Raw genomic sequence first — 12,525 nt, 5'->3', positions numbered from 1 at the left:
TAGTGCTAACGGTAAGTGACTGGGAGCAGAATATCTATTTCAGTATATGTGTACATTTTGCTTTCAATTGTTATTCCGTATTCGGGACCATACAATTTTTTAATACGAGTCTGTGTATTCATTAATCCTAATCCAGAGGCGGGGTTTTCAATGTTTTCCTCCGTTTGCAGCAATTCAATGATATCCTCAGAAATACCGCTTCCATTATCATAAATCTGAATTAAGATATCATCTTTATGATTTTTGTTCGTCTTTGAAATATCAATTCTTATAAATCCATTTGCCATACAGTCTTTTAAACCATGGATGAAAGAATTTTCAACCAAAGGCTGAAGGGTCATGCTGGGAATACGGCAGTTTCTGATGCTGTCATCTACATTAATGTGGCAGGTAATCTTATCCCCAAAACGAGCTTTTTGTATATTCAGGTAATGGTTCAGATTGTTAAGTTCTTCTTCAACGGTTGGAGTATCAGAAGTGTTTTTAATTGTATAACGCAGATAGTTTGATAAATCGTAAATCAGCTGTTCTGTCTTTGCAGAACCATCTAAAAGAGCTGTTCGTGCTATGGAATTTAAGGCATTAAAAAGAAAATGAGGATTCATTTGTGCCTGAATCCTTTTTAAGGTCTGTGCGGAAGCAATCTGCTGCTGGCGGATCCGCTCTATTGTTTCATGATTAAGTTGCTGCTGAATGATGGTCTTATAGCTTTTTTCAGCGATATATTCAGCAAAAAAACTGTAAAACCTGAGACATCTTTGGATATAGTCTTCTGCAACAACAGGAATTTCTGCTACAGTCCGGTCTAAATCTTCTTTACACAGATGAAATTGCTTTGCTAACTTTTCTGTATCAATTAACGCTCTATCCTGTTCGTGAATCAGAACCTGTCCGCCCAAGACACCACCTAAAAGAACATCGTTAACAATAATAGGAGCTGCACAGTCCTTTAAACCACAGTGGCAATCGTATACAATAGAATGTCCTAATTCAAGCGAATGTTTCAACGCGTAGTTGTCACATGATATACAGGCCTGGCGGCCTGCGGCAGAAGTTCGGATTAACTGGCAAAAAGTAGAAAAATTGCTAAGAGAAGAAAAAGGTTTCCCATCGGTATTAACGGTTACTACAGAAAAGCTTACGATGCTTGACAGCTCAGATTGAATTTTGCTGAATTCATCGAAGTCAATTAAGTTTTCGAGTAAAAGATCAAATTCTGGATTCATGAAAAACTCAACTCCTCGTATTAGATATATAAAATCATATCATAGTTGATTGGTCTTTTCAATTCACTTTTACGAAGTGGTATTTTTCCCACCTTGAAAACCCCTTAAATAGCGGATAGTCAAAAAAAGAGGTAGAAAAAATACCAGATAATATATGGGAAAATTACTAGAAGTACTTCCTGAAGTCCTAAGGAAATGCAACTGTGTGTGTTAAAATTTATAACGAAAACAGCAAATTATCACCTATATTTGTGAAAATGTAACATGCTGTTTGCGTGATTGCATAGATAAAATTAAAAAATCTGGAGGTAACAAAATGGGACAGGAAGCATTAGGCTTAATCGAAACAAAGGGATTGGTTGCATCAATTGAGGCAGCAGATGCAATGGTAAAAGCTGCAAACGTAGCATTAATCGGTTATGAAAAAATTGGCTCTGGTTTAGTAACAGTAATGGTACGAGGTGATGTTGGTGCCGTAAAGGCAGCTACTGATGCAGGAGTAGCTTCTGCTAAGCGTGTGGGTGAGGTTGTATCTGTTCATGTAATTCCAAGACCACATACAGATGTGGAGAAAATGTTACCAAAATTTCAGGAAAAATAATTCAGGAGAGGGTAGATCATGGATAAAGATTTATTAGAAAAGATTTTGGGCTCTGTTACTGGTTCTGACAATAAAGATCAGACAACAGAAAAAGTGGAGACAGCTGTTTCATCTGAGTGCAATCTTACCGAGTTTGTAGGAGCCGGGATCGGAGACACCGTTGGTTTGGTAATTGCAAATCTGGATTATCATCTGCATGAAAATATGAAACTGGATCCCAAGTACCGGTCTATCGGTATCGTGAGTTCCAGAACAGGCGGAGCACCGCATGTGATGTCAGCGGATGAGGCAGTAAAAGCTACAAACACGGAAGTGGTAAGCGTAGAATTCTGCCGTGATACAAAAGGCGGAGCAGGACATGGTAGTACGATTATTTTTGCAGCAGAAGATGTATCGGATGCAAGACGTGCCGTAGAGATTATGCTGTCAGCTCTTGATCGGAATTTTGGTAATGTGTATAGCTGCGATGCAGGGCATATTGAGCTTCATTACACCGCCCGGGCCAGTTATGCGCTTAACAAGGCGTTCCAGGCTCCCATAGGAAAGGCGTTTGGAATTACGGTAGGAGCTCCGGCAGCAGTAGGGCTTTTGATGGCAGATATGGCTATGAAAACAGCAAATGTTGATATTGTTACATATGCAAGCCCTGCATCAGGCACATGTTATTCCAATGAGATTATTGTGACATTTTCAGGTGATTCAGGAGCTGTCAGACAGTCTGTTCTGGCTGCAAGGGATGTGGGACTTTCTGTTCTGCGCGGCATGGGACAGAATCCGGTATCTGTTACAACACCCATGCTGTAAAATGGCACAGAAATGAGGTAGAGTTTTTTGAAAGATGATGCGCTTGGATTAATAGAAGTAATTGGTCTGCTTGCGGCGGTAGAAGCAGCAGATACCGGCCTTAAATCAGCAAATGTTTCTCTGGTGGGCATAGAGAATGCAACAGGAGCCTATTTTACAGTAAAGCTTTGCGGTGATGTGGGAGCGGTTCAAGCGGCGGTTGCTGCATCACGGGCAAGTGCAGAAAAGGTCGGGACAGTAGTATCTGCTCATGTAATACCCCGGATGGCCGCAGGGCTTAAGGGCTGGCTGATGAAGAAAGAATCCGCAGAAGCGGAAGAAACTCCACATGTGGAATGCGGTGAGAAACCTGCAGAGGACAAAGAAAAGACCGCCGGAACAGAAAATGAGGAGAACCCGGAAGAAACTGAGATTATGACTGACAGCGAAACTGAGAATGTAAATAAACCAGCATATACCTGCAATCTGTGCAAGGACCCCAAATGCCCGCGGGAAAAGGGACAAATGGAAAAATTGTGCATTCATGCAAGAGGAAAGCGGGGAAATGAAAAATGACAAATAATCGGGAATTTACTGTAAAAAAGATATTGTCCATGCTGGAGAATCAGCCGGTTGAAAATGGGATCCCCCTGGGTGTTTCAAACCGTCATATCCACCTCACCAGGGAATCCATGGAGATTCTTTTTGGAAAGGGATATGAACTGACTAAGGCAAAAGATCTGGGACAACCAGGGCAGTATGCAGCAAAGGAAACCGTGTGCATTGCCGGAAAAAAAGGCAGTTTCTCAAATGTCAGAGTGCTTGGCCCGGTAAGAAGACAAAATCAGATCGAAATCAGCCGTACGGATGCGTTTTCATTAGGTGTAAATCCTCCAGTGCGTCTTTCCGGCGATTTGAGCGGTGCAGCAGACATTTGTGTGATCGGGCCGAAGGGGATGATGGTTATGAAGGAAAGCGTTATTGTTGCAAAGCCCCATATCCATATGAGTCCTGCAGATGCTCTGTATTTTCATGTAAATGACGGGGATGCGGTATCGGTAGAAATCCCGGGAGAAAAAAGCTATACCATGCACGGTGTGGTGATACGCGTAACTGAGCAGTCTGCGTTGGAGTTTCACATCGACACAGATGAGGCCAATGCGGCAGGGACCCCGGCAAATGCTGCCGTTTGGCTGATTAAATGAGAGGAATGGTAATATGATCAGAGAGCAGTCTGGAATGGATCGTTCCAATGAATATCTGCTTCAAATGGATGCAACTTCCGAAAAAGAATTCATAGATTTAAAACAATTTGTGCTGCCTCTGAAAGTAGGCGTAGACCTGGGAACCTCAAATATTGTTGTGACGGTCTTAGACCAGAAAAACCGCCCGGTAGCATTTGAAATGGAGCCGGCCAACGTGGTAAAGGACGGAATTGTAGTGCAATACTTAGATGCGGTCCGGATACTGGAAAAGCTGAAAAGCAGGCTGGAAAAACGTTTGAACACAGAACTGGAAGAAGCCGCGACAGCAATTCCGCCAGGTATCATAGCTGGAAATACGAAGGTGATCAGTAATGTTGTGGAAAATGCCGGTTTTCATGTAACTCATGTAATTGATGAACCGGAGGCTGCCGCCGTTATGATGGGAATCAGGGACGGAATTGTCGTAGATATAGGCGGCGGTACTACCGGTGTTTCGGCAGTAAAGGCTGGACGGATATTATATTCCATGGATGAACCCACCGGCGGTACACACATGACTTTAGTGGTTTCCGGTGCTATGGAACTGGAATTTTCAGAGGCGGAGCAGTTCAAAAAAAGCCAGGATAACTATCCGCAGGTTTTCACCATGGTTCAGCCTGTTATAGAAAAGATGGCACACATTACCCGCTCCTTTATGCAAGAACAGGAAGGCCCCATTTATCTGGCAGGAGGAACCAGCTGTTTAAAGGGGATTGAAGCAGTTTTTCAGAAATATCTGGGGATTGCAGTTTATAAACCGAAGAATCCCCTGCTGGTGACGCCAATAGGAATTGCTATGTCAATTCCATCTGTGAAAGAGAAGGCATAGTGATAAAATGATGGAAAAAGAAGAAATTATCAGAAATATTTTAAAAAGTCTTCTGCCAATGATGGATAAAAAGGCACTGGTTCTTCTGACTGGAGGCACTGCAGATTATCAGGAATATCAGAAGATGGTTGATGAGCTGCTGCTGACAAAAGCCAGAATAGCGGTAACCCCGGCTTTTAAAAGTCTTGCCTCCGTTGATATCAGCGGCAGGCCGGACTCACGCTATATTATGAATGGAGAAACATTATATCAGGAAATAGATGAAATTAATATAATCATTATTCCGGTATTAACCAGAAATACTCTGGCAAAGGGAGCGATGGGAATTCAGGATAATTTAGTTTCCATGGCGATCGCAGCCGGCTTTATGAAGAAGATCCCGATTCTGGCAGTGACGGAAAACTGCAGTCCGGACAGCGGACATACAAGGGAAAAAGGGATGAATCTCAATGAATCCTATAATCGGATGATAGCTGGTTATGAGGAACGCTGGAAAGAATTTGGCGCCATATTGATTGGACGGGAGGAATTTTCTTCCAGGCTGAAGAAGTTTCTTTATCCGGAAATTCCCATTTATTCAGAAAGCCATTTTCCGGAACAAACATCATCAGAACAAATATCATCAGAGGTTTATCAGGTGCTGACTCTGAAAGATGTGCAAAGGTTTAGTCCGGGGCAGAGGATCAGAGTATCGTCCAGGAGTGTCATTACTCCTTCGGCAAGAGAAGCATTAAACGAAACGAACATTATTGTAGAAATTATTGAAAAGAAAAAGGGGAATCAGCCGTGATGGAATATGATAAGGACCTCCGTAGTATACAGGAGGTCAGAAATAAGGTGGCTAAGGCAAAAGAAGCGCAGTCGTCTTATCAGGAATTTTCCCAGGAAAGAATGGATCAGGTTGTAAAAGCCATGATGGAAGCAGCACTTAAAAATGCTGAAATGCTTGCAAAGATGGCTAAAGAAGAGACCGGGTACGGGAAGTGGGAAGATAAAATTATTAAAAATGTTTTTGCTGCCAAGTATGTTTATGAGGCAATGAAAGATCAGAAAGTGGCAGGATTAATCCGTGATGATAAAGAATTGAAAGTGATGGAGGTAGGCGTCCCCATGGGAGTCATCGCAGGCTTGATTCCATCTACGAATCCTACCTCAACGGTTATTTTCAAATCCCTGATCGCCTTAAAGGCAGGAAATGCAATTGTATTTTCGCCTCACCCATCTGCTGTAAACTGCATCAAGGAAACAGTGAAGATCCTTCAGGAGGCAAGTGTATCAGCCGGAGCACCAGAGGGGTTAATTGAATGCATCAATGTCCCGACGGTGGATGGCACCAATGCCCTGATGAAGCATAAGGATATCGGGTTGATTCTGGCTACAGGCGGAGAAGCCATGGTAAAGGCAGCATACAGTTCAGGAACCCCGGCCATTGGGGTAGGACCTGGAAATGGACCTGCATTTATTGAGCGAAGCGCAGATGTAAAAAAGGCTGTAAGTCAGATTTTAGAGAGCAAAACCTTTGACAATGGTGTAATCTGTGCGTCGGAACAGTCTGTTGTTGTGGAAGCAGATATGAAAGAAACGGTCGTAGAAGAAATGAAGCGTCAGGGTTTTTATTTTATGACAGAGGAGCAGTCCGAAAAACTGGGAAGATTTCTGCTTCGTCCCAATATGACCATGAATCCGGTAATTGTTGGAAAAAGCGCTCAGGAACTGGCAAAGCTCTCCGGCATTGATATACCCGGTGATGCAAAGGTTCTGGTTTCTTTCCAGGATACGGTTTCTCACAAAAATCCGTACAGCAGGGAAAAACTGACAACAGTTCTTGCATTCTACACGGAGCCTACATGGGAAAGTGCATGCCTGCGCTGTCTGGAAATCTTAAACAATGAAGGAAAAGGACATACCATGACGATTCATTCCCAGAATGAGGATATTATCCGTGAGTTTGCATTGAAGAAGAATGTATCCCGTCTGCTGGTCAATACTCCTGCCACTCTCGGCGGAATCGGAGCTTCCACCAATCTTGTTCCGGCCCTGACACTGGGCTGCGGTGCAGTGGGAGGCAGTTCCACATCTGATAACATTGGGCCCATGAACCTGATCAATATACGCCGTATCGCTTATGGAGTTCGTTCCCTGGAAGAAATGAAAAGGGATATTCCGGTCTGCGGCTGCGTGGAGACGGAGCAAAAGGCTTCAGTATCTGTTTCCAATGCAGAAGTGGAAGATCTGGTACGCCGGATACTAAACGGAATCTGAGAGGATGTGATTACATGCATTTGGCAAAAGTGATAGCCAAAGTAGTTGCCACTCAGAAGACAGCCAAACTGGTGGGAGGAAAGCTTTTGGTTATAAAATCAGTGGATGAGACAGGAAAACTGATGGAAAGTGAAACTCCCTATGTGGCTATTGATGCGGTTGGAGCAGGTGTAGGAGACTGTGTTTTGGTTGACTGGGGCGGCAGCGTAGACAACGATATGAGCATGGTGGGCGATATGTCCATTGTGGGAATTGTTGATACCATTGAATTTTAATAAGGTAAGGCGGGTATCAAAATGAAAAAATTTCAGATTAAGCCGGCAGTATATTTTGGTGCCGGTTCCATACAGGTATTGGATGAATTGACCTATAAAAGCGCACTGGTCATCACCGATCCGTTTATGGTCAAAAGCGGAAATATTAAGCCTGTCATGGAACAGTTAAGAAAAGATGCACAGGTAACTGTGTTTGACCATATTTATCCTGACCCAGATACAGCACTGATTGCAGAAGGGACGGAAGTTTTTATAAAGACGGATCCGGATCTGATTATAGCCTGCGGGGGCGGGTCCACCATTGATGCAGCCAAAAGCATTCTTTACTGCAGTGGGAAGATCGCAGAAAATGAAAAAAAACGGGTGTTTGCAGCAATACCCACCACAAGCGGAACTGGATCAGAGGTGACTAATTTTTCGGTTATTAAAATGGATCAGCGTAAAATTCCTGTGGTTGATGATACTCTGCTCCCGGATATAGCAGTGTTGGATGGAGATCTGACTAAAACGGTTCCTCCTTCCATTACTGCCGATACCGGGATGGATGTATTGACTCATGCTTTGGAAGCTTATGTTTCTGCTGATGCAAGTAATTTCTCAGATGCCTTGGCAGAAAAAGCAGTGGAGATTGTATTTGAATACCTTCCGGCAGCAGTAAAGCATGGAGACGATTCAGCGGCAAGAGGATTTCTGCATGATGCGTCCTGTATGGCGGGAATGGCATTTACGAATACCTCTCTGGGAATCAATCATTCTCTGGCACATGCAATCGGCGGAGCATTGCACGTTCCCCATGGAAGAGCCAATGCAATTTTACTTCCATGGGTTTTAGGTTACAATGCAGCCGATCAAAGAGCGAGGGAACGATATGGAATTCTTGCATGGAGGCTTGGACTTTCTCCGAAAAATGCTGAAAACGGGGCTGAGATACTCCGGACAGCGGTAAGAATGCTGTCTGAAGCGATTAAAATTCCGGCCTCATTCAAAGAAGCAGGTGTCAAAGAGACAGATTTTTATGATAATCTGGACCGGATGACAATGGCTGCATTAGGAGATAACTGTACAAAGACAAATCCCCTTCAGCCAACAGAAAAGGATTTAAAGGAACTGTACAAAAAAAGCTTTACAGGAGGAGAATAAGGGGATGAAGGAAAAAATACTGATTCCATGTCTGGCAGAGTTCCTGGGTACATTCATATTCGTTTCAATCGGATTTGCCTCTGTAGCAGCCATGGTACTGAAAATGAGCGATGTTAGTTATCCTTTTATGGCAGTATGCTGGGGCGGTGCGATTACGATTGCGATTTATATTGTGGGAGGTGTGAGCGGCGCTCATTTAAATCCTGCTGTTACCGCGGCATTGGTTGTATGGGATGGATTTGACAGGAAAAAGGCTGTGTGTTACATAGCTGCGCAGATACTTGGTGCTTTCTGTGCGGCCGCATTCGTTTACTATCTGTTTTCTTCCCGAATTATAGAAATGGAGAAAGTGAACGGATTTGTAAGAGGGACTTCAGAAGGAACCGGAGCGATGGGGATCTTTGTGACAGGAGCGGCAGCAGGGGTAACAATGCTGAAAGCGTTTATCAATGAAACAGTCATGACTGCAATGCTGGTACTTACTATATATGCGGTTACAGACAAAGATAATATTTCTGCACCCGACACGGGAATCGGAGACATTGCCATTGGTGCCATCGTTATTTTCTGTGGGATCGCCTTTGGCCCTCTGACCGGATTTGCAATGAATCCAGCCAGAGATTTCGGTCCAAGATTATTTGTAATGGCAGCAGGCTGGGGGCAATACGCATTAGGCAGCAATTTTTATGGATTAGTTGTTCCGATTTTCGGGCCTATTCTCGGAGGTATTTTAGGCGGCGGAATTTATAAAAAAGTCATGAAACCTTTGAGAGAAAGAATGTAGTGGAGATGGAGGGAAAAACCATGAAGCAGTTATTAAATATTGGGCCGGAGGAAACAAGCCCAAGGATTCAGAACTTAATAGATGGATTATATAAGGCATTGCCTGCAGTGGAATCAGAGAGGGCTTTACTGATAACAAAGTCTTATAAAGAGACAGAAGCACTGCCGATGGTTCTTAGAAGAGCAAAAGCACTGGAATATATTCTGGAAAATATGACGCTGGTGATCCGTGACGGTGAATTGATTGTAGGTAATCTTACAACAGCACCGAGATCCACGCAGATTTTCCCGGAGTTTTCTAACAAATGGCTTTTGGAAGAGTTTGATTTACTCGCACAGCGTAAGGGTGATGTATTTACCATTACAGATGAAGTGAAAAATCAGCTGAAAGAGTGCTTTACATACTGGAATGGCCGTACTGTTAATGAACTGGCAACAGAATTAATGTATGATGATACAAAGACAGCCATGAATCATAATGTGTTTACTGTAGGAAATTATTATTTTAATGGAGTAGGCCATATCAGCGTTGATTATGGAAGGGTTTTGAAGAATGGTTTTTCAGGCATCATCAAAGATGCGGAGAATGCGTTGGCGAACCTGGATAAAGGCTGTCCTGACTCGATTGAGAAGACCCATTTCTTAAATGCGGTAATTATTACATCAAAAGCAGCAATTCGTTATTCTCAGCGTTTTGCAGCTCTGGCTGAAAAGATGGCAGCAGAAGAAAGAGATATGAAGCGCGCTCAGGAATTGAGAGTGATTGCAGCAAACTGCAGGAAAGTTCCTGCTAATCCGGCGGAGAATTTTTATGAGGCTTTACAATCTTTCTGGTTTGTGCAGGCAATCATACAGATTGAATCCAATGGCCACTCCATTTCACCTATGCGCTTTGACCAGTACATGTATTCCTACTATAAGACAGATATCGACAGTCTGAATTTGTCAAAGGAAAGAGCCCAGGAGCTTTTGGACTGCCTGTGGGTAAAGTTTAACGATGTGAACAAAGTCCGTGATACCGGATCCACCAAAGGTTTTGGCGGCTATCCCATGTTTCAGAACCTGATTGTAGGAGGACAGGATAAGACCGGAATCGATGCGACCAACGAATTGTCTATTGCATGCCTGGAAGCAACCCAGCATACGAAGCTTCCCCAGCCATCTATTTCAATCCGTGTCTGGAACGGTTCTCCTCATGAACTGTTAATTAAGGCTGCTGAGACATCAAGACTGGGCCTTGGTATGCCCGCATATTACAATGATGAGGTAATTATTCCGGCATTGGTAAACCGGGGACTTTCTCTGGAAGATGCGAGAGATTATGGAATCATCGGCTGCGTGGAGCCTCAGGCCGGCGGAAAGACGGAAGGCTGGCATGATGCAGCATTCTTTAATCTGGCAAAAGTTCTGGAACTGGTGGTTTACAATGGCTGTCTGGATGGAGTGAGAATTACGCCTCAAACAGGAGAATTTACTTCCTTTACAAGCTTTGGGCAGATTCTGGAAGCTTATCAGAAACAGATGCAATACTGTGTGAAATTCCTCACCAATGCAGATAATTCGGTTGATATGGCCCATGGCCAGAGAGCGCCCCTTCCTTTTGTATCATCTATGGTGGATGACTGTATTGGAAAAGGAAAGTCGATTCAGTGCGGTGGAGCCCATTACAACTTTACCGGACCTCAGGGCGTTGGCGTTGCAAATGTGGGCGACTCTCTGATGTGTATCAAGGAACTTGTATTTGATAAGAAAAAGTATACTCTCGCCCAGATCAAGCAGGCCATGGAGGATAACTTCGGCGGAACATCTGTAGAAGCCGTGGATGCAGAGATTTTAAAGGAAGTAGTACGCCGTCTGACAGAAGGGGGAAAGAGCCTGACTCCGGAACATATTGCCCGTCTTGCAGAGATTACCTCCCAGGGAATAACAGGAAAGAAAGCTTCCGGCGATTACAGCACTATGCTGGAGGATATGGAAAATGTGCCGAAGTTCGGAAATGATATTGAAGCAGCCGATGACCTGGCAAGACTTTCTGCACTGGTATATTGCCGTGAAGTAGAAAAATACAGAAATGTCAGGGGAGGACAATTCCAGCCAGGTTTGTATCCGGTATCTGCAAATGTGCCTATGGGTGAACAGACTGGTGCGATGCCGGACGGAAGAAAGGCAGGAGAGCCTTTGGCTGACGGTGTATCCCCGGTATCCGGAAGGGACACTAATGGACCGACTGCGGCAGCGAATTCAGTTGCACATTTAGACCACATGATTGTTTCAAACGGTACGTTATTCAATCAGAAATTCCATCCCTCTGCTCTAAGCGGAAGAGAAGGACTGGAAAAACTTTCTGCATTGGTAAGAGGATTCTTTGATCAGAAAGGAATGCATGTACAGTATAACGTAGTAGGCCGTGAAACTTTGGTTGATGCACAAAATCATCCGGATAAATATAAGAATCTGGTTGTCCGTGTGGCTGGATACAGCGCTCATTTCATTTACCTTGATAAGAGCCTTCAGGATGACATCATTAATCGTACAGAGCAAGTATTCTAGGAGAGTGAGAGACGGAGCATGCAGGGAATATATGAAGCGAAAGGAATCGTTTCGGAAATTCAGAGATTTTCCGTACACGACGGACCAGGAATCAGAACACTTGTTTTTCTGAAGGGGTGCCCGTTGCGCTGTAAATGGTGCTGCAATCCGGAGAATCTGGTCAGAGAACCGCAGTATATGCTTGTTCAGGGAAAACAGAAGCTGATTGGGAAGGAAATGACGGTAGAGGAAGTCATGAGGGAGATCAGAAAAGACATGATTTACTATTACCGTTCCCACGGTGGTTTAACAATCTCCGGAGGGGAAGTTCTGATGCAGCCGCACTTTGCCAGGTCTTTACTTGAGGCATGCAAGTCTGAGGGAATTTCGACAGCCATTGAAACATCAGCATTTGCGGAATATGAACAGATAGAACCGCTTCTTCCCTGGCTTGATGTGGCACTTTGTGATATGAAACATGTGGATGAGGAAAAGCATCTGAAGTTTACGGGACTGACAAACAGAGGGATACTGGAAAACATCAGGAAGATTGGTCTGTCAAAAACGGAACTGATTATTCGTGTACCAGTTGTTCCCGGATTCAACAATACTGAAAAGGAGATTGATATGATCTCCGCCTACGCGGCCTCCATACAGGGAGTAAAGCGTCTTCATCTTCTGCCGTATCACCGTTTGGGGGAGGCGAAATATGAAGGACTGGGAGAAAATTATTCCTTAAAGGGAATAGAACCCATGAACAGTGAACAGATGGAAAAGTTGCTGAAGATTGCCAGAAAGTCAGGACTGGAATGCCAGATCGGCGGATAAGGGAGATAGGGAATCATTACAATTC

13 protein-coding genes are annotated in these 12,525 nt (G+C 43.9%); 12 read left to right on the top strand and 1 reads right to left on the bottom strand.

Translation table 11 applies throughout. The annotated features are described in order from the left end of the window. Positions 1–5: 5 nt before the first annotated feature. Positions 6–1,226, bottom strand: a complete 1,221-nt coding sequence (locus CRO04_RS07250) for a PocR ligand-binding domain-containing protein (protein ID WP_097003576.1) — start codon at positions 1,224–1,226, stop codon at positions 6–8. A gap of 316 nt (positions 1,227–1,542) precedes the next feature. On the opposite strand from CRO04_RS07250, the gene pduA reads away from it, so the two are divergent. From pduA to CRO04_RS07190, 12 genes are read left to right on the top strand one after another with little or no spacing between them, the layout of a single operon-like run. Beyond that, on the top strand, positions 1,543–1,827 hold the full coding sequence (pduA, locus tag CRO04_RS07245) for a propanediol utilization microcompartment protein PduA (protein ID WP_097003575.1): 285 nt from the start codon (positions 1,543–1,545) through the stop codon (positions 1,825–1,827). Between the two features lie 18 nt (positions 1,828–1,845). Next, positions 1,846–2,631, top strand: a complete 786-nt coding sequence (gene pduB / locus CRO04_RS07240) for a propanediol utilization microcompartment protein PduB (protein ID WP_097003574.1) — start codon at positions 1,846–1,848, stop codon at positions 2,629–2,631. 27 nt (positions 2,632–2,658) lie between these two features. After that, entirely contained in the window at positions 2,659–3,186 is a 528-nt protein-coding gene (locus tag CRO04_RS27015; RefSeq protein ID WP_097003573.1) for a BMC domain-containing protein, read from the top strand. Continuing rightward, positions 3,183–3,815, top strand: coding sequence for a phosphate propanoyltransferase (locus CRO04_RS07230; RefSeq protein ID WP_207654415.1), 633 nt, complete (start codon positions 3,183–3,185; stop codon positions 3,813–3,815). Before CRO04_RS27015 ends, CRO04_RS07230 begins: the two co-directional genes overlap by 4 nt. A 13-nt stretch (positions 3,816–3,828) precedes the next feature. Next, the gene (eutJ, locus tag CRO04_RS07225) at positions 3,829–4,683 is read left to right on the top strand and encodes an ethanolamine utilization protein EutJ (RefSeq protein ID WP_097003572.1); all 855 of its coding nucleotides are present in this window, start codon (positions 3,829–3,831) and stop codon (positions 4,681–4,683) included. 7 nt (positions 4,684–4,690) lie between these two features. Beyond that, positions 4,691–5,473, top strand: coding sequence for a flavoprotein (locus CRO04_RS07220; RefSeq protein WP_097003571.1), 783 nt, complete (start codon positions 4,691–4,693; stop codon positions 5,471–5,473). Beyond that, positions 5,473–6,945 (top strand): acetaldehyde dehydrogenase (acetylating), encoded by a 1,473-nt coding sequence (locus CRO04_RS07215; RefSeq protein WP_097003570.1) that lies wholly within the window; start codon positions 5,473–5,475, stop codon positions 6,943–6,945. Before CRO04_RS07220 ends, CRO04_RS07215 begins: the two co-directional genes overlap by 1 nt. 14 nt (positions 6,946–6,959) lie before the next feature. Further along, positions 6,960–7,220, top strand: a complete 261-nt coding sequence (locus CRO04_RS07210; RefSeq protein ID WP_097003569.1) for a EutN/CcmL family microcompartment protein — start codon at positions 6,960–6,962, stop codon at positions 7,218–7,220. Positions 7,221–7,241: 21 nt separating this feature from the next. Then, positions 7,242–8,360 (top strand): 1-propanol dehydrogenase PduQ, encoded by a 1,119-nt coding sequence (locus tag CRO04_RS07205; protein ID WP_097003568.1) that lies wholly within the window; start codon positions 7,242–7,244, stop codon positions 8,358–8,360. Positions 8,361–8,364: 4 nt separating this feature from the next. Further along, positions 8,365–9,144, top strand: a complete 780-nt coding sequence (locus CRO04_RS07200) for an MIP/aquaporin family protein (protein ID WP_097003567.1) — start codon at positions 8,365–8,367, stop codon at positions 9,142–9,144. A gap of 20 nt (positions 9,145–9,164) precedes the next feature. Then, positions 9,165–11,693 carry a glycyl radical protein gene (locus tag CRO04_RS07195; RefSeq protein ID WP_097003566.1) on the top strand — a complete coding sequence of 843 codons (2,529 nt, stop codon included), beginning with the start codon at positions 9,165–9,167 and terminating at the stop codon, positions 11,691–11,693. An 18-nt stretch (positions 11,694–11,711) separates the two neighbouring features. After that, positions 11,712–12,500, top strand: coding sequence for a glycyl-radical enzyme activating protein (locus tag CRO04_RS07190; RefSeq protein WP_097003565.1), 789 nt, complete (start codon positions 11,712–11,714; stop codon positions 12,498–12,500). The last annotated feature ends 25 nt before the right edge of the window (positions 12,501–12,525 follow it).

Origin of the sequence: Lacrimispora amygdalina, from assembly GCF_900205965.1 — a bacterium.
In the GTDB taxonomy this organism is placed as follows: Bacteria; Bacillota; Clostridia; order Lachnospirales; family Lachnospiraceae; genus Lacrimispora; species Lacrimispora amygdalina_A.
Note: the sequence above shows the minus strand (reverse complement) of the source record. Positions and strands in the feature narration are given on the sequence as shown.